16 protein-coding genes and 1 other annotated feature are annotated in these 17,821 nt (G+C 48.8%); all 16 genes read right to left on the minus strand.

Annotation, left to right across the window (positions count from 1 at the left end):
* Positions 1-170 precede the first annotated feature (170 nt).
* On the minus strand, positions 171-680 hold the full coding sequence (locus KNP80_RS13985; protein WP_214834959.1) for a hypothetical protein: 510 nt from the start codon (positions 678-680) through the stop codon (positions 171-173).
* 109 nt (positions 681-789) lie between these two features.
* A complete protein-coding gene (gene tuf, locus KNP80_RS13990) occupies positions 790-1,977 on the minus strand; it encodes an elongation factor Tu (protein ID WP_034781710.1) in 1,188 nt (395 codons plus the stop codon).
* A 115-nt stretch (positions 1,978-2,092) separates the two neighbouring features.
* Positions 2,093-4,171 (minus strand): elongation factor G, encoded by a 2,079-nt coding sequence (gene fusA / locus KNP80_RS13995; RefSeq protein WP_214720362.1) that lies wholly within the window; start codon positions 4,169-4,171, stop codon positions 2,093-2,095.
* 116 nt (positions 4,172-4,287) lie between these two features.
* The gene (gene rpsG / locus KNP80_RS14000; protein WP_021066600.1) at positions 4,288-4,755 is read right to left on the minus strand and encodes a 30S ribosomal protein S7; all 468 of its coding nucleotides are present in this window, start codon (positions 4,753-4,755) and stop codon (positions 4,288-4,290) included.
* 48 nt (positions 4,756-4,803) lie between these two features.
* The gene (gene rpsL / locus KNP80_RS14005; protein ID WP_012727683.1) at positions 4,804-5,226 is read right to left on the minus strand and encodes a 30S ribosomal protein S12; all 423 of its coding nucleotides are present in this window, start codon (positions 5,224-5,226) and stop codon (positions 4,804-4,806) included.
* A gap of 288 nt (positions 5,227-5,514) precedes the next feature.
* Positions 5,515-9,114, minus strand: coding sequence for a DNA-directed RNA polymerase subunit beta' (rpoC, locus tag KNP80_RS14010; RefSeq protein ID WP_214720361.1), 3,600 nt, complete (start codon positions 9,112-9,114; stop codon positions 5,515-5,517).
* A 22-nt stretch (positions 9,115-9,136) separates the two neighbouring features.
* Entirely contained in the window at positions 9,137-12,685 is a 3,549-nt protein-coding gene (gene rpoB / locus KNP80_RS14015) for a DNA-directed RNA polymerase subunit beta (protein WP_058765118.1), read from the minus strand.
* A 193-nt stretch (positions 12,686-12,878) separates the two neighbouring features.
* Positions 12,879-13,475, minus strand: a complete 597-nt coding sequence (locus KNP80_RS14020; RefSeq protein ID WP_214720360.1) for a class I SAM-dependent methyltransferase — start codon at positions 13,473-13,475, stop codon at positions 12,879-12,881.
* Positions 13,476-13,561: 86 nt separating this feature from the next.
* The gene (rplL, locus tag KNP80_RS14025) at positions 13,562-13,927 is read right to left on the minus strand and encodes a 50S ribosomal protein L7/L12 (protein ID WP_024372175.1); all 366 of its coding nucleotides are present in this window, start codon (positions 13,925-13,927) and stop codon (positions 13,562-13,564) included.
* Positions 13,928-13,986: 59 nt separating this feature from the next.
* The gene (rplJ, locus tag KNP80_RS14030; protein ID WP_034781718.1) at positions 13,987-14,493 is read right to left on the minus strand and encodes a 50S ribosomal protein L10; all 507 of its coding nucleotides are present in this window, start codon (positions 14,491-14,493) and stop codon (positions 13,987-13,989) included.
* Positions 14,494-14,538: 45 nt separating this feature from the next.
* Positions 14,539-14,692: a sequence feature (ribosomal protein L10 leader region), on the minus strand.
* A gap of 59 nt (positions 14,693-14,751) precedes the next feature.
* Positions 14,752-15,438 (minus strand): 50S ribosomal protein L1, encoded by a 687-nt coding sequence (gene rplA, locus KNP80_RS14035; RefSeq protein ID WP_214720359.1) that lies wholly within the window; start codon positions 15,436-15,438, stop codon positions 14,752-14,754.
* Between the two features lie 98 nt (positions 15,439-15,536).
* Positions 15,537-15,962: a 50S ribosomal protein L11 gene (gene rplK / locus KNP80_RS14040; protein ID WP_021066593.1), complete on the minus strand. Its 426-nt coding sequence runs from the start codon at positions 15,960-15,962 to the stop codon at positions 15,537-15,539.
* 147 nt (positions 15,963-16,109) lie between these two features.
* Positions 16,110-16,661, minus strand: coding sequence for a transcription termination/antitermination protein NusG (gene nusG, locus KNP80_RS14045; RefSeq protein ID WP_128124035.1), 552 nt, complete (start codon positions 16,659-16,661; stop codon positions 16,110-16,112).
* Positions 16,662-16,678: 17 nt separating this feature from the next.
* Positions 16,679-16,849, minus strand: coding sequence for a preprotein translocase subunit SecE (secE, locus tag KNP80_RS14050; protein ID WP_012727692.1), 171 nt, complete (start codon positions 16,847-16,849; stop codon positions 16,679-16,681).
* Positions 16,850-16,883: 34 nt separating this feature from the next.
* On the minus strand, positions 16,884-17,030 hold the full coding sequence (rpmG, locus tag KNP80_RS14055) for a 50S ribosomal protein L33 (RefSeq protein WP_214720358.1): 147 nt from the start codon (positions 17,028-17,030) through the stop codon (positions 16,884-16,886).
* Between the two features lie 128 nt (positions 17,031-17,158).
* On the minus strand, positions 17,159-17,800 hold the full coding sequence (gene sigH / locus KNP80_RS14060) for an RNA polymerase sporulation sigma factor SigH (RefSeq protein ID WP_021066589.1): 642 nt from the start codon (positions 17,798-17,800) through the stop codon (positions 17,159-17,161).
* Between the last annotated feature and the right edge of the window lie 21 nt (positions 17,801-17,821).

Below are 17,821 nucleotides of genomic sequence, written 5' to 3' on the forward strand. Positions count from 1 at the left end.
ATCATTATATCGAATCTACATATGAAATGCAAGATTTGATTTTTTAATTGTGCTGGATGTCTGATGAGTTGTTCAACGTTCACTAATGTAACAAGATTCGAACCCATTTGCAAGCTATTTTCCTTCTTTTGTTGAACTATTTCTTTCGAGAACCGCCGTGCCAACTCGACCTAGCGTTTCATATGGGTTCCGAAGCGTTCGGTGACGGCTTCAATCACTGAGGCGGGGGCTCGTTTGAGGCATGCTTGGACGATTCCTTCATTGAGCTCATGCGTCTCAAAATAATCCGCCAGTCGATTAAGCTTATCTTCCCGACCGATGACCGTATACAGCACGACCCACTCTTCGAGTCGCATCCAGCTGCCAATCGGTTCAATGTAGGGATGCGTATAAATCCCGTCGGTACACTTCATCCGGAAACTGGCCATCACATCGATGTCGCCCCCTTCAAACACATACTCACTAAAGTATGTCGTCATGTAGTCAGCATGCGGTTGCGTTTCGACTTTCTCGCCGACCCGGCTCAACACTTGATCCAATCGTTCGAATTGATCCGGCTCCACGAATACATCCAAGTCATTCGTCGCTTCGATGAGTCCATGATGCTTCAATAACGTCGACCCACCAAACCGGCATGCAATCCCATTCAAGCGGCATAACGTTTCGACTTGTTTTTCCATCCTCGTCACCCCTTCCTACAACATATGTCCCATCTTACCACGTCTCGCCATAAAACAAAAAAGCAGCCCGCAAAATGCGGACTGCTTGAAAGGTCAGTGTATCAATCGATTACTCGATGATTTCAGTTACTGAACCAGCGCCTACTGTACGGCCACCCTCACGGATTGAGAAACGTGTTCCGTCTTCGATCGCGATTGTAGAAATCAATTCGATCGTCAACTCGATGTTGTCTCCTGGCATTACCATTTCAGTACCTTCTGGAAGGTGAACGATACCTGTTACGTCAGTTGTACGGAAGTAGAACTGCGGACGGTAGTTCGCGAAGAATGGCGTGTGACGGCCACCCTCTTCTTTAGAAAGAACGTAGATTGAAGCTTTGAATTTTGAGTGCGGCGTGATTGAACCTGGCTTAGCAAGTACTTGTCCACGCTCGATGTCTTCACGCGATACACCACGGAGAAGAGCACCAATGTTGTCGCCAGCTTCAGCGTAGTCGAGAAGCTTACGGAACATCTCTACACCAGTACATACAGTTTTCTTAGTTTCTTCTGTAAGACCAACGATTTCAACTTCGTCGTTGACGCGGAGAACACCACGCTCAACACGACCAGTCGCTACAGTACCGCGACCAGTGATTGAGAATACGTCCTCAACTGGCATCATGAATTCTTTGTCCGTGTCACGAACTGGCTCAGGGATGTACTCATCAACTGCGTTCATGAGTTCCATGATTTTTTCTTCCCACTGAGCTTCGCCGTTAAGCGCGCCAAGTGCAGAACCTTTGATTACAGGGAGGTCGTCGCCTGGGAAGTCGTATTCAGAAAGAAGTTCACGGATTTCCATTTCAACGAGCTCAAGGAGTTCTTCGTCGTCAACCATGTCAACTTTGTTCATGAATACGACGATGAAAGGAACACCTACTTGACGTGAAAGAAGGATGTGCTCACGTGTTTGTGGCATTGGGCCATCAGTTGCCGAAACAACGAGGATTGCGCCGTCCATTTGTGCAGCACCAGTGATCATGTTTTTAACATAGTCAGCGTGACCTGGGCAGTCAACGTGTGCATAGTGGCGTTTGTCAGTTTCGTACTCGATGTGAGCTGTTGCGATTGTGATACCGCGCTCACGCTCTTCAGGAGCACCATCGATTGCGTCAAACTTTGTAGCTGTTTTCCCTTGTGCTTTTGAAAGTACAGCTGAGATCGCTGCAGTCAAAGTTGTTTTACCGTGGTCGACGTGGCCGATTGTACCAACGTTAACGTGCGGTTTAGAACGGTCGAATTTTTCTTTACCCATTCTAGATTCCTCCTCTATTAGACAATTAGTTTTTTATTTAACTAGGAAGACGTAGGCTACTTTTAACATACGTCCTCCTTAGCTTACAACAATCAATTAAGCGTTACAACCGTTATTAGCCGTTCGCTTTTTTGATGATTTCTTCTGCGATTGACTTCGGTACTTCTTCGTAGTGATCGAAGTGCATCGAGTACGTTCCGCGTCCTTGCGTACGTGAACGAAGCGATGTCGCATATCCAAACATTTCTGAAAGTGGAACCATTGCTTTAACGACTTGAGCGTTACCGCGTGCTTCCATACCTTCTACGCGTCCACGGCGTGACGTGACGTCACCCATGATGTCTCCCAAGTATTCTTCTGGGATGACAACTTCAACACGCATCATTGGCTCAAGGATGACAGCTTTCGCTTGTTCCTTAAGTTGTTTAACCGCCATCGAAGCAGCAACTTTAAACGCCATCTCGTTCGAGTCGACATCGTGGTACGATCCGAAGACGAGGGCAGCTTTAACGTCAACTACTGGGTAACCAGCGAGGATACCGTTTTCGAGAGCTTCTTCAATCCCGTTCTGAACAGCTGGGACGTATTCACGTGGTACAACACCACCGACGATCTTGTTCTCGAATGCGAATCCAGCGCCTTCTTCGTTCGGCTCGAATTCTACGACAACGTGACCGTACTGACCGCGTCCACCTGATTGACGTACGAATTTCGAATCGATCTTCGCAGCGCCACGGATTGTCTCACGGTAAGCAACTTGTGGTGCACCAACGTTAGCTTCTACTTTGAATTCGCGACGCATACGGTCAACGAGGATATCAAGGTGAAGCTCACCCATACCAGAGATGATCGTTTGACCAGTCTCTTGGTTTGTTTCAGTGCGGAAAGTTGGATCCTCTTCTGCGAGTTTCGCGAGGGCTTGACCCATCTTGTCTTGGTCGGCTTTCGATTTAGGCTCGATCGCGACCGAGATAACTGGTTCTGGGAATGTCATTGACTCGAGAACGACGTTGTCTTTCTCTGAGCAAAGCGTATCACCAGTCGTAGTATCTTTAAGACCAACGGCAGCGGCGATGTCACCAGCGTATACCATTGGAATTTCTTCACGGCTGTTCGCGTGCATTTGAAGGATACGACCGAGGCGCTCACGCTTACCTTTAGTCGAGTTCTTCACATACGAACCAGCTTGTGCTGTACCAGAGTACACGCGGAAGAACGTCAATTTACCGACGTAAGGATCCGTCATGACTTTGAACGCAAGTGCCGAGAAGGGAGCTTCGTCAGAAGGCTCACGCGTGATTTCTTCTTCTGTGTCGAGGTTAACACCTTTGATTGACTCAACATCAAGTGGTGATGGGAGGTAATCAACAACAGCGTCCAACATCAATTGAACACCTTTGTTTTTGAAGGCAGAACCAACGAGTACAGGGTAGAATTCTACGCTGAGTGTTGCTTGACGGATACCAGCTTTGAGTTCTTCGATTGAGATCTCTTCGCCTTCGAGGTATTTCATCATCAACTCTTCGTTGTAGTCAGCAACCGCTTCGATCAATTGACCGCGAAGTTCTTCAGCTTCGTCAGCCATGTCAGCTGGGTAGCCATCCGTTACTTCGATGTCAGTACCGAGGTCGTTCGTGTACATGTATGTCTTCTTCTCAACGAGGTCGATGATTCCTTTGAATTCATCTTCCGCACCGATTGGAAGTTGGATTGGGTGTGCATTTGCATGCAAGCGCTCGTGAAGTGTTTTCACCGAGTACAAGAAGTCCGCACCGATCTTATCCATCTTGTTGACGAATACGACACGTGGAACACCGTAAGTCGTCGCTTGACGCCATACAGTTTCTGTTTGTGGTTCAACACCTGACTGAGCGTCAAGTACTGCAACTGCGCCATCAAGTACACGGAGTGAACGTTCAACTTCAACAGTGAAGTCTACGTGTCCAGGTGTATCGATGATGTTTACACGGTGGCCATTCCACTGTGCAGTTGTCGCAGCAGAAGTGATCGTGATTCCACGCTCTTGCTCCTGCTCCATCCAGTCCATTTGTGAAGCTCCTTCATGAGTTTCACCAATCTTGTGGATACGACCTGTGTAATAAAGAATACGTTCAGTTGTTGTCGTCTTACCGGCATCGATGTGAGCCATGATCCCGATGTTACGAGTATTCTTTAGGGAGAATTCTCTTGCCATACTGGGTATTCTCCTTCCGCATGTGTTTTTCGTGTGCTGGCACACGATATGATTATACCCGAAAGCCACTCCATTAAGCCACCGCTTGGTGACGTGGAGTGGTCTTTACGTTTAACTTACCAACGATAGTGAGCAAACGCTTTGTTCGCTTCTGCCATCTTATGCATGTCTTCGCGTTTCTTAACAGACGCACCAGTGTTATTGGCTGCATCCATGATTTCGTTCGCGATACGTTGCTCCATCGTTTTCTCGTTGCGGAGACGAGCGTAGTTCACGAGGTAACGAAGACCAAGTGTCGTACGGCGCTCTGGACGAACTTCAACAGGAACTTGGTAGTTTGCTCCACCAACACGGCGAGCTTTAACTTCAAGTACAGGCATGATGTTGTTCATTGCTTCTTCGAACACTTCCATAGGCTCTTTGCCTGAGCGTTCAGCGATGAGGCCAAATGCGTTGTAAATGATAGTTTGAGCTGTACCTTTTTTACCGTCTAACATGACACGGTTAATGAGGCGAGTTACCAATTTCGAGTTGTAGATCGGATCTGCGATAACGTCACGACGTTCTGCACGGTTTTTACGCATCCGAGTACCCTCCTTTCAAAATTTCAGTAGTTTTTAGTTTTGCGAGAATTACTTCTTCGCAGCTTTCGGACGTTTCGTACCGTATTTAGAACGGCCTTGCATACGTCCGTCAACACCTGCAGTGTCAAGCGCACCACGAACGATGTGGTAACGTACCCCTGGTAAGTCTTTTACACGTCCTCCACGGATAAGAACAACGCTGTGTTCTTGAAGGTTGTGGCCAATACCTGGAATGTACGCAGTCACTTCGATTTGGTTAGTCAAACGAACACGAGCATACTTACGTAATGCCGAGTTCGGTTTCTTCGGAGTCATTGTACCAACACGTGTACAAACACCACGTTTCTGTGGCGAGCTCACGTTAGTTTGTGACTTGATGAAACTGTTGTAACCTTTGTTAAGTGCTGGAGAGTCAGATTTAACGACTTTCGATTTACGTCCTTTACGGACTAACTGGTTGATAGTAGGCATCTTTGAAGATCCTCCCTTCCTGAATTATGCTATTTTCTAGACCCACCGACCCGGGTGGTTCATTTAAGGTCATAACGAAACGCTTTTACGAGGCGTAGGCATTCCATGACCTCGCAAAAACGTGAGTTATACCTTGAAAGTGGCAATAATAGCAGCCAAACCTTTCCGGAGAAAGATCGGGTGACGTCCAAGTAGCTTGCCGACTGCTGGACACCGTTGTCATCGACAACAACCGATTGGCGGCACTAAATCATAGTAGCACCGCCAACCCATGCTGTCAAGACGTTTTTATTCTACCGTCGTGTCTTCGAGAACGGCTTTCGACTCTTCTTCTTTGAGATTAACATCACGGTAAACCGGCATCCCAGTACCAGCTGGAACGAGTTTCCCGATGATGACGTTCTCTTTGAGTCCGAGGAGATAGTCGCGCTTGCCTTTGATGGCAGCATCTGTCAACACACGAGTCGTTTCTTGGAACGAAGCGGCCGAGAGGAACGAATCTGTCTCGAGCGACGCTTTTGTGATTCCGAGAAGGACCGGTTTCGCTGTGGCCGGGCTCTTGCCTTCGCGAAGCGTATCTTTACACGCTTCTTTGAAGACGCTGATGTCGACGAGCGAACCAGGGAGAAGCGGCGTGTCACCAGACTCGATGACTTTGACGCGACGAAGCATTTGGCGAACCATGACTTCGACGTGTTTGTCGCCGATTTCTACCCCTTGCATGCGGTAAACTTTTTGTACTTCTTGGAGAAGATAGTTTTGAACACCAGATACACCACGGACGGCGAGCAATTCTTTCGGATCGATCGAACCTTCCGTAAAGACTTCTCCGGCTTCTACTGTATCTCCGATTTGAACACGAAGACGTGCTCCGAACGGAATCGTGTACGTACGTGTCTCACTGAGTCCTTCGACCGTGAGTTCACGCTTGTCACGCGATTCTGTAAAGTCGATGACCGTACCAGGGATTTCCGAGATGACCGCTTGCCCTTTCGGGTTACGAGCCTCGAATACCTCTTGGATACGTGGAAGACCTTGTGTGATATCATCTCCGGCTACACCACCTGTGTGGAAGGTACGCATTGTAAGCTGCGTTCCTGGCTCACCGATTGATTGCGCGGCGATGATTCCGACAGCTTCGCCGACTTCAACGTTCGAGCCAGTCGCCAAGTTGCGGCCGTAACATTTCTTACATACGCCGTGTGACGTGTTACATGTAAAGGCTGTACGGATTTCAACTCGTTCGATTCCAGCATCGACGATGTCGCGAGCGAGATCTTCGGTAATCAATTGGTTCTTCTCGACCATGACTTCACCCGTTTCCGGATGTGCCACTGTCTCGAACGCTGTACGGCCGACGAGGCGGTCATACAAGTTTTCGATTTCTTCCGTGCCTTCGCGGAGGGCGGCGACGCGGATACCGCGGTCCGTTCCACAATCTTCTTCACGGATGATGACATCTTGGGCTACGTCTACAAGGCGACGCGTCAAGTAACCTGAGTCAGCCGTCTTAAGGGCTGTATCGGCAAGACCTTTACGCGCACCGTGCGTCGAGATGAAGTACTCTTGTACCGTCAGACCTTCACGGAATGAAGATTTGATCGGAAGTTCGATGATGCGGCCAGATGGAGCGGCCATCAAACCACGCATCCCTGCGAGCTGCGTGAAGTTGGACGCGTTACCACGGGCACCTGAGTCAGACATCATGAAGATTGGGTTCAAGCGATTGAGGGATTTCATCAATCGTGATTGAATCTCATCCTTCGCTTCGTTCCAAGAGCGTACAACGCGCTCGTAACGCTCATCTTCAGTGATGAGACCGCGACGGAATGACTTCATGATTTGATCGACTTGAGTTTGCGCTTCATCAAGGATCTCTTGTTTGTCCGGAAGAACGATGATATCAGCGATTCCGACCGTCACACCGGCTTTCGTCGAGTGTTTGAAGCCGAGATCTTTCATCCGGTCAAGCATGCGGCTCGTTTCAGTCGTTTCAAACTTCTGGAACACTTCCGCGATGACTTTTCCAAGGAATCCTTTTTTGAACGGTTCGACCAAAGGACGTGAGGCGATTTCTTCCGCCACGTTGGCACCTTTGTCGATGAAGTACTTGTCAGGCGTTGCTTCCTGCAAGTTTTCCATCGTCGGCTCGTTCAAGTATGGGAACGTGTTCGGCAAGATCTCGTTAAAGATCATCTTACCGACCGTTGTGATCAACAATTTCTCGTTTTGCTCATCTGTGAACGTTGGGTTGTTGAGCGTACGTGCTGGAAGAGCGACACGTGTATGCAAGTGGACATAGCCATTTTGATACGCGATGAGCGCTTCGTTCACGTTCGACAAAATTTTCCCTTGTCCGACGGCATCGTCGCGTTCAAGCGAGATGTAGTAGTTACCGAGGACCATATCCTGCGATGGTGTAACAACTGGTTTTCCGTCTTTCGGGTTCAAGATGTTTTGCGCTGCGAGCATGAGAAGACGAGCTTCCGCTTGTGCTTCAGCAGAAAGTGGTACGTGAACCGCCATTTGGTCACCATCGAAGTCGGCGTTGTAAGCCGTACATACGAGCGGGTGAAGGCGAATCGCGCGACCTTCGACGAGAATCGGTTCGAAAGCTTGAATCCCTAGGCGGTGAAGCGTTGGGGCACGGTTCAAGAGAACCGGATGCTCACGAATGACTTCTTCGAGGACGCCCCAGATTTCTGGTTGCATCTTCTCAATCTTACGTTTGGCGTTCTTGATGTTCGACGCGATGCCGCGACCGACAAGTTCTTTCATCACGAACGGTTTGAAGAGTTCAAGGGCCATCTCTTTCGGGAGACCACATTGGTACATCTTCAAGTTCGGACCAACGACGATAACCGAACGTCCTGAATAGTCGACCCGTTTACCAAGAAGGTTTTGACGGAAACGACCTTGTTTCCCTTTCAACATATGTGAAAGTGATTTGAGGGGACGGTTACCTGGTCCTGTGACCGGACGACCACGACGACCGTTGTCGATGAGGGCGTCAACCGCTTCTTGAAGCATACGCTTCTCGTTTTGCACGATGATGTTCGGCGCGCCGAGATCGAGCAAACGTTTGAGACGGTTGTTCCGGTTGATGACTCGACGATACAAATCGTTCAAGTCAGATGTCGCAAAGCGTCCACCGTCGAGCTGCACCATCGGGCGAAGCTCTGGCGGAATGACAGGAAGTACTTCAAGAATCATCCAATCTGGATCATTGCCTGACGTGAAGAACGCATCGAGCACTTCAAGACGTTTAATCGCACGTGTACGACGTTGGCCTTGAACCGTCTTCAATTCTTCGCGGAGTTCTCCGACTTCCTTCTCGAGTTGAACGTCTTGAAGGAGTGTACGGATCGCTTCTGCACCCATGTCTGCTCTGAAGTCGCTGCCGTATTTTTCACGGTAGAGACGGTATTCTTTTTCCGAGAGAAGTTGTTTCTTCTCAAGCGGAGTATCACCTGGCTCCGTCACAACGTACGACGCGAAGTAGATTACTTCTTCGAGCGCACGAGGTGACATATCGAGAACAAGCCCCATTCGGCTTGGAATCCCTTTGAAGTACCAGATGTGCGAAACTGGTGCCGCGAGCTCGATATGGCCCATACGCTCGCGACGCACTTTCGCTTTCGTCACTTCAACGCCACAACGGTCACAAATGACTCCTTTATAACGGATTCGTTTGTATTTCCCGCAGTAACATTCCCAGTCTTTCGTAGGACCGAAGATTCGTTCACAGAACAATCCGTCCTTCTCTGGTTTAAGTGTACGATAGTTGATCGTTTCCGGCTTTTTGACTTCCCCGTAAGACCACGAACGGATCTTCTCGGGTGAAGCCAAGCCGATTTTCATATATTCAAATCGATTAACATCTACCAAGGGGCCGACCTCCCTTTTCGCCTTATTCCTCTTCCGTAACAGTCGGTTGAACGACTTGTTCTAACGCCGATGTTGCGTTCGGGATGTTGTCGTCATCTTCATCTTTCATTTCAACTTCTTCATCGTCCGCAGACATCATCTTGACTTCCATACCGAGCGCTTGGAGCTCTTTGATCAAGACGCGGAATGACTCAGGAACGCCCGCTTTCGGAACGCTCTCACCTTTCACGATGGCCTCGTATGCTTTCACACGACCAACCGTGTCATCCGACTTGATTGTAAGAATCTCTTGGAGCGTGTAGGCTGCGCCGTACGCTTCAAGTGCCCATACTTCCATCTCACCAAAACGCTGTCCACCGAACTGTGCTTTACCACCGAGCGGTTGTTGCGTGACGAGCGAGTATGGTCCTGTCGAACGAGCGTGAAGTTTATCGTCAACCATGTGCGCGAGTTTGATCATATACATGACACCGACCGAGACGCGGTTATCGAACGGTTCACCAGTACGACCGTCGTAGAGACGAGTCTTGGCATCTTTGTCCATTCCAGCTTCTTCAATCGTTGCCCATACGTCTTCCTCACGCGCACCATCGAATACAGGTGTCGCCACTTTGATGCCGAGCTTTTTAGCCGCCATTCCAAGGTGGAGTTCGAGTACCTGACCGATGTTCATCCGTGATGGTACACCTAGTGGGTTAAGCATGATGTCAATCGGTGTGCCGTCCGGCATGTATGGCATGTCTTCTTCAGGGAGAATGCGCGAGATAACACCTTTGTTACCGTGACGTCCCGCCATCTTATCCCCTTCGTGAATCTTACGTTTTTGAACGATGTAGACACGAACCATTTGGTTCACGCCTGGTGAGAGTTCGTCACCGTTTTCACGGTCGAACACTTTGACGTCCAAGATGATGCCGTCGCCGCCGTTTGGTACACGGAGTGACGTATCACGGACTTCACGTGCCTTCTCACCGAAGATCGCGTGCAAGAGACGCTCTTCCGCCGTCAATTCAGTCACACCTTTAGGCGTAACTTTACCGACGAGGATATCGCCATCCTTGACTTCCGCACCGATGCGGATGATCCCACGGTCGTCCAAGTTGCGAAGCGCGTCATCCCCGACGTTTGGAATATCACGTGTGATTTCCTCAGGTCCGAGTTTCGTGTCGCGTGATTCTGACTCGTACTCTTCGATATGAATCGATGTGTACACGTCATCTTTCACGAGGCGTTCACTCATGATGATCGCATCCTCATAGTTGTAACCGTCCCATGTCATGAAGGCGACGACGACGTTACGGCCGAGCGCGAGCTCACCCATATCCATCGACGGACCGTCAGCAAGGATTTCTCCTTTTTCGACACGGTCGCCAGCAGCGATGATCGGCTTCTGGTTGTAGCATGTCCCTTGGTTCGAACGGACATACTTTTGAAGTTTATAGCGGTCAAGGTCACCTGATACCTCAGAACCGTTCACGTCAGACGTGCGGCGGACCAAGATTTCACGCGCTGTGACACGCTCGACGACACCTGGGAATTTCGCGATAATCGCGGCCCCAGAGTCTTTCGCTGACACATACTCCATCCCAGTACCGATAATCGGTGAATCTGGTTGAAGAAGTGGTACAGCTTGACGTTGCATGTTCGCTCCCATGAGGGCACGGTTCGAGTCATCGTTCTCAAGGAACGGGATACATGCCGTTGCGGCAGAAACAACCTGTTTCGGCGAAACGTCCATATAATCGACTCGGTTCGGCTCAACTGACAAGTTTTGTCCGCGGAAACGGCAAAGGACTTGTTCGTTGGCGAATCCGCCTTCTTCTGTGAGCGGCATGTTCGCCTGGGCGACGACGTAGAGATCTTCTTCATCCGCCGTCATATATTGAATCTCGCTCGTGACGAGACCTGTTTCAGGGTCGACTCGACGGTACGGAGCTTCAATGAAGCCGTACTCGTTTACTTTCGCATAAGACGAAAGCGAGTTGATGAGACCGATGTTTGGTCCTTCTGGCGTTTCGATTGGACACATCCGACCGTAGTGCGAATAGTGAACGTCTCGAACTTCGAAACCGGCACGTTCACGTGTCAAACCACCCGGTCCAAGTGCAGAGAGACGACGCTTGTGCGTGAGCTCTGCGAGCGGGTTTGTTTGGTCCATGAACTGTGACAATTGCGAACTACCGAAGAACTCTTTCAGCGACGCGATTACCGGGCGAATGTTGATTAACGCCTGTGGTGTGATCGCGTTTTGATCTTGAATCGACATCCGTTCTTTAACGACACGTTCCATACGAGAAAGCCCGATCCGGAATTGGTTTTGGAGAAGTTCTCCGACTGAACGAAGACGACGGTTTCCTAAGTGGTCGATGTCATCTGTTGTTCCGACTTCATGTAGTAAGTTAAAGAAGTAGTTGATCGATGCGATGATATCAGCCGGCGTGATGTGTTTCACGCTGCGGTCGATATTGCCGTTACCGATAATGTTCAAGATACGCTCTCCATCTGGGTCATCTGGTGAGATTACTTTGATCGATTGAAGACCGAACGGTTCACCTTCAGCGACGCCGCCTGTCGGCTCAGCATCCATATAACCGAGGCCGTTCTCCAAGTGTGGAAGAACGCGGTCAAGGTTGCGACGATCGAGCACAGTTCCAGCTTCAGCGATGACTTCGCCTGTTTCTGGGTCAACGAGCGTCTCGGCCAATTTTTGACCGAAGAGACGGTTTTTAAGATGAAGTTTTTTGTTCATCTTGTAGCGACCGACGTTTGCGAGGTCGTAACGTTTTGGGTCGAAGAAACGAGAAACGAGAAGTGACTTCGCGTTCTCAACCGTTGGTGGTTCACCAGGGCGGAGACGCTCGTAAATTTCGATTAACGCTTTTTCTGTTGATTCTGTATTATCTTTTTCAAGGGTGTTACGAAGATACTCGTCATCCCCGAGAAGGTCGATAATCTCTTGGTCCGTACCGAAACCGAGGGCACGCAACAACACCGTTACCGGGATTTTGCGGGTACGGTCAATACGAACGTAAACGATATCTTTGGCGTCTGTCTCAAGTTCGAGCCATGCACCACGGTTCGGAATCACAGTCGCTCCGAAGCCACGCTTACCGTTTTTATCGAGTTTCGCGTTGTAATAAACGCTTGGTGAACGAACGAGCTGGGAAACGATAACGCGTTCTGCACCGTTAATGATAAACGTTCCCGATTCTGTCATGAGCGGGAAATCCCCCATGAACACTTCTTGTTCTTTGAGCTCACCTGTCTCTTTGTTTTGCAAACGTACTTTTACGCGCAATGGCGCAGAGTAAGTTACGTCTCGCTCCTTCGACTCATCGATCGAATACTTCGGCTCACTGAGCGAATAGTCGATGAACTCGAGCACGAGGTTTCCGGTGAAGTCGGAGATTGGCGAAATGTCCGTAAACATCTCTTTCAATCCTTCACGCAAGAACCACTCGTAAGAAGCAGTTTGAATTTCAATCAAATTCGGAAGCTCTAATACCTCACTGATACGGGCAAAGCTTCTTCTCTGACGGTGACGACCGTACTGAACAAGTTGACCAGTCAACTGATTCACCTCTCAGACCCCCAATTCTCTATCGAATTTTTCGGGCGTAATAATCGAACATTGTCATTGAATGTCGCCTCTTTTCCGCGTCTAAAAAGCGGCAAACGCGGCAGTTCAAAGCGAATTCCATTCCAATGGCATTTTATAATGTTAGCATATACGTTATAGCGAGTCAACAAGACTTCACCGTTTGTCAAGAGCGAATTGCCCGGAAAATGAAATAGCCCTTTTCTTTCGCAACCGTCTCGACTTGACCGAACACATCTTCAAGCAACTTCTTGGCAGAAGGCGCTCCTTGTTTCTTTTGAATAACGACGTAGAGCGCTCCACCTACGACAAGGTGTGTATACGCATCGCGCAAAATCATGTGGACCACTTGCTTCCCGGCCCGAATCGGCGGATTGGTCACGATTGCGGCGAACTGTTCATCACCGACTCCGTCATAAGCGTGGCTGAGTCGCGTCTCAATCGTCACCCCATTTTGGGCGGCGTTTTGCTCTGACAAGGCAAGCGCTCGCTCGTTCACGTCGACGAGGAGTGCTTCACGCCCAGAGGCGTCGGCAAGCGAGATCCCCATCGGACCGTAGCCGCAGCCCACATCTAAAATGCGTCCTTCAACATCGGGCACTTCAAATGATTCGATTAAGAGACGTGACCCAAAATCGACCGATCCTTTCGAGAACACGCCGCGGTCCGAGGTGAAGCGATATGTCTTCCCTCGCAACTCAAACGTCCATGTCTCAGGGGCACTTTTCGAACTAGGGTCGTTCGTATAGTAATGATCTCCCATGCATTGAACCTCCTAACCCACTCTTCAAGGAAATAAAAGAAGCTCGCCATAGCGAGCTTCTATAGGTTGTAGAAGTAAAAGTTAGATTACTTAACTTCGACAGTTGCGCCAGCTTCTTCAAGCTTAGCTTTGACTGCGTCTGCATCTTCTTTAGAAACGCCTTCTTTGACTGGAGCTGGAGTTCCGTCAACGAGTGCTTTCGCTTCTTTAAGACCGAGGCCTGTAAGTTCACGTACCGCTTTGATGACGTTGATTTTACCAGCGCCAGCGTTTGTGAGGATTACGTCGAATTCAGTTTGCTCTTCAGCTGCTGCTGCGCCTGCGCCTGCAACTGCTACTGGAGCTGCTGCTGATACGCCGAATTCTTCTTCGATTGTTTTTACGAGTTCGTTAAGTTCGAGAACCGTCATTGATTTGAGGTCTTCGATGAATTGCTCTTTGTTGAAAGCCATTATGGTTTTCCTCCTTTGATGTTGTAAAGATTGGTTTTAGTTACGCTACGAGACAAAAATTAAGCAGTTTGCTCTTCTTTTTGTTCTGCGATTGCGTTTGTTGCGACTGCGAGCCCACGGATTGGAGCTTGAAGGACGCTGAGAAGCATCGAGAGAAGACCATCGCGTGATGGAAGTTCTGCGAGGGCTTTAACTTCTTCAAGTGAAGTCACTTTGCCTTCGATGATTCCGCCTTTCAATTCGAGCGCTTTGTGCTCTTTCGAGAAGTCGTTCAAGATCTTCGCTGGAGCTACAACGTCTTCGTTCGAGAACGCGATTGCTGTAGGGCCAGTGAAGACTTCGTCAAGACCTTCGAAGTTCGACTGAACTGCTGCGCGGCGAAGAAGACCGTTTTTGTATACTTTGAACTCGATTCCAGCGTCACGGAGTGATTTACGGAGTGTAGTCACTTCTTCAACTGTAAGTCCACGGTAGTCAACAACGATTGTCCCAACGCTTGCTTGCATTTTCTCAGCGATTTCATCGACGAGTGCCGATTTCTGAGATACGATTTTTTCGCTTGCCATGTGTTTGCACCTCCTAGTCATTTCTTATACCGGACGAGAGGCTGCTCTTCAAAAAGAAATCCCTCGTATGAAGACATACGAGGGCGTAATTGTTTGAAAGTAAACCTGTGACAACAGGCTCAAGTTCGAGCAAAGACACCTCGGAAGGGTTTACGGACCGATGTCCACCTTCTGTCTACGGTAATCCAACATATTCGGTTGAACGTGTATTACTTTAACAGCGGTATCACACGTTGTCAACAGTTTATTTCAAGTAGATTACTTGATGAAGTCGGCAGTCGCGACACGGATCCCAGGACCCATTGTCGAAGAAAGCGCGATGTTTTTAAGGTAAGTTCCTTTTGCAGTAGCAGGCTTCACTTTCATGAGCGTCTCGATGATTGTCTCGATGTTCTCAGAGAGTTTCGTTGCTTCAAACGATTTCTTACCAACTGGTACGTGGATGTTACCGGCTTTGTCAACGCGGTACTCTACTTTACCAGCTTTGATGTCAGCGATTGCTTTCGTCACATCAAACGTAACTGTGCCTGTTTTCGGGTTAGGCATGAGGCCTTTAGGTCCGAGAACGCGACCAAGTTTACCAACTTCGCCCATCATGTCAGGTGTCGCAACGATTACATCGAAGTCGAACCATCCTTGTTGGATTTTAGTGATGAACTCAGAGTCACCGACATAGTCAGCGCCAGCCGCTTCAGCTTCTTTAACTTTTTCGCCTTTTGCGAAGACGAGAACTTTTTGTGTTTTACCAGTACCGTGTGGAAGTACGACGGCACCGCGGATTTGTTGGTCCGCTTTCTTCGGATCTACGCCGAGACGGACAGCAACTTCGATTGTTTCATCGAATTTAGCAGTAGCTGTTTTTTGAACGAGTTCAACGGCCTCAGCGAGTTCGTATGACTTCATGCGATCAACAAGCTTAGCTGCTTCTTGGTGTTTTTTACCCATGATTCTTTTCCTCCTTGTGGTTAGCGGAATTTCCTCCCACATAATGAAGGGATTGAAGGTGAGCGTAATATTCACCGACAATCCCAGAGACTAATAAATTAGTCTTCGATTACAATACCCATACTACGCGCAGTACCTTCAACCATAAGCATCGCTGTTTCAACAGACGACGCATTAAGGTCAGGCATTTTAAGTTCAGCGATTTCGCGAACTTTATCACGCTTAACCGTTGCTACCTTCTTACGGTTTGGTTCACCAGAACCGCTCTCGATACCAGCAGCTTTCTTCAAAAGAACTGCAGCTGGTGGAGTTTTCGTAATGAATGTAAACGAACGATCTTCGTATACCGTAATGACTACAGGAATAATCAATCCGGCTTGGTCTTGTGTACGAGCGTTGAACTCTTTACAGAATCCCATGATGTTAACACCTGCTTGACCAAGTGCTGGTCCTACTGGTGGTGCTGGGTTAGCTTTACCAGCTGGGATTTGAAGTTTAACGAGTTTAGTAACTTTTTTCGCCACGAGACACACCTCCTTAAGTCTAAAATGTGGTTTCTTGGACGTTGTGCGCCCTCCCACTCAATCTATTAGGTCGAGTTTGTACCGAAATAAAGCACAACATCAAACATTTCCGATTGTACCATCCGTTCCCGAGAATGGCAAGTGGGTTTAGTTAATTTTCTGAACTTGTTCGAAATCAAGTTCAATTTTTGTTTCACGGCCGAACATGTCAACGACAACTTTGAGCTTCTCTTTCTCGGCTTCGATTTCATCAATCGTTCCTTCGAAGTTCTCAAATGCGCCTTCTTTGACACGGACGAGGTCGCCGAGTTCGTAGTTGTAACGATCTTTCTTCTCGATGAGACCCATCTGTGACAAGACGTTCGTCACTTCGTCCGGTTGAAGCGGAATCGGCTTAGCGCCGCCGCCCGTCGAACCGAGGAAGCCTGTGACGTTCGGTGTGTTCCGAACGACATACCATGAATCATCCGTCATGATCATTTCGACGAAGACGTAACCTGGGAAGCTTTTCACTTCTTTTTCTTTAATCTTCTTCTCGCCACTCTTGAGCGTGACTTCTTCTTGCGTTGTTTCAGTCGGAACGAGGACGCGGAAAATTTTATCTTCCATGTTCATCGAACCGATTCGACGTTCTAGGTTTTCTTTGACGTTGTTTTCAAATCCAGAATACGTCTGGACAACAAACCATTGTTTCTCCACGGCTTTCACCTCTTTCCTTAGTTAATCAATAGGTTGACGAGATAACTGACACCAGTATCTACGCCGAACACGAACAGGCCGATCACGACGACCGTCGCGATGACCGTGATGGTATATTTTGTGAGCTCTTTACGAGTCGGCCAACTCGTTTTCTTTAACTCTTTCCATACATCGCGCAAAAAGTTCATGGTAGCTTCCTCCTACGTTGAATGCCAATCTACGTTACTTTGATTCTCGATGTGTCGTATGTGCATTGCAACGACGACAGAACTTTTTCAGTTCGAGCCGCGTCGTCACGTCGTCTTGCTTCACGGTCGAGTAACCGTTCGCTCCGCAATCCGAACACGCGAGACTTACTTTCTTTGCCATTCATAAGCGCCCCTTTCGACAGCTCTCCCACTAAAAAAGAGCGAAAAAAAAACGCCTCCTGTAAATGGCGTCTACGGACAAGGCGCTACCTTAAAAGTATCACATAGGAGGCGTGCGGTCAATATCGGTTAGCTCGTCAGCGTTTTGACGTCGACATGCCGCTCAAACTTTTTCTTCACGCGCTGTAACGCGTTATCAATCGACTTCACGTGACGGTCGAGGTCGTCTGAGATTTCTTGATACGAACGGCCGTCCAAATAAAGACGTAACACTTTTCGTTCCAAGTCACTCAGGAGCTCTTCCATCTTTTCTTCCATGAACAGTTGCTCTTCACGCGTGACGAGCAGATCTTGCGGGTCCGTCGGATGCGGCGGCAAAATCACATCAAGTAGCGTCCGGTCCGACTCGTCGTCAAAAATCGGCTTATCGAGCGAGACGTAAGAGTTGAGCGGAATATGTTTTTGACGTGTCGCCGTTTTAATGGCAGTGATCATTTGACGCGTGATGCACATCTCAGCAAAACTTTTGAACGAGGCGAGCCGTTCGTCCCGATAGTCTCGTACCCCTTTATACAGACCGATCATCCCTTCTTGGACGATATCTTCATGGTCGGCACCGATCAAAAAGTAAGACCGCGCCTTCGCCCGTACGAAATATCGGTAACGTTCAATCAAAAACTCAAGAGCGTCGCTATCCCCTTCGTTACGCGCAAGAAAGACGAGCTCTTCGTCGGACATGTTTTCAAACTGCTCGTATGGCCATCCGTTCATGTTTCCTACCCCCCGGCGATT

The sequence above is a fragment of the Exiguobacterium sp. E4787 genome (assembly GCF_018618375.1).
In the GTDB taxonomy this organism is placed as follows: domain Bacteria; phylum Bacillota; class Bacilli; order Exiguobacteriales; family Exiguobacteriaceae; genus Exiguobacterium; species Exiguobacterium chiriqhucha.

What these genes read in the sequence shown, in the direction of transcription:
- KNP80_RS13985 (WP_214834959.1), bottom strand. Translation starts at nt 680, where the DNA reads ATGGAAAAACAAGTCGAAACGTTATGCCGCTTGAATGGGATTGCATGC.
- tuf (WP_034781710.1), bottom strand. Translation starts at nt 1,977, where the DNA reads ATGGGTAAAGAAAAATTCGACCGTTCTAAACCGCACGTTAACGTTGGT.
- fusA (WP_214720362.1), bottom strand. Translation starts at nt 4,171, where the DNA reads ATGGCAAGAGAATTCTCCCTAAAGAATACTCGTAACATCGGGATCATG.
- rpsG (WP_021066600.1), bottom strand. Translation starts at nt 4,755, where the DNA reads ATGCGTAAAAACCGTGCAGAACGTCGTGACGTTATCGCAGATCCGATC.
- rpsL (WP_012727683.1), bottom strand. Translation starts at nt 5,226, where the DNA reads ATGCCTACTATCAACCAGTTAGTCCGTAAAGGACGTAAATCGAAAGTC.
- KNP80_RS14020 (WP_214720360.1), bottom strand. Translation starts at nt 13,475, where the DNA reads ATGGGAGATCATTACTATACGAACGACCCTAGTTCGAAAAGTGCCCCT.
- rplL (WP_024372175.1), bottom strand. Translation starts at nt 13,927, where the DNA reads ATGGCTTTCAACAAAGAGCAATTCATCGAAGACCTCAAATCAATGACG.
- rplJ (WP_034781718.1), bottom strand. Translation starts at nt 14,493, where the DNA reads ATGGCAAGCGAAAAAATCGTATCTCAGAAATCGGCACTCGTCGATGAA.
- rplA (WP_214720359.1), bottom strand. Translation starts at nt 15,438, where the DNA reads ATGGGTAAAAAACACCAAGAAGCAGCTAAGCTTGTTGATCGCATGAAG.
- secE (WP_012727692.1), bottom strand. Translation starts at nt 16,849, where the DNA reads ATGAACTTTTTGCGCGATGTATGGAAAGAGTTAAAGAAAACGAGTTGG.
- rpmG (WP_214720358.1), bottom strand. Translation starts at nt 17,030, where the DNA reads ATGGCAAAGAAAGTAAGTCTCGCGTGTTCGGATTGCGGAGCGAACGGT.
- sigH (WP_021066589.1), bottom strand. Translation starts at nt 17,800, where the DNA reads ATGAACGGATGGCCATACGAGCAGTTTGAAAACATGTCCGACGAAGAG.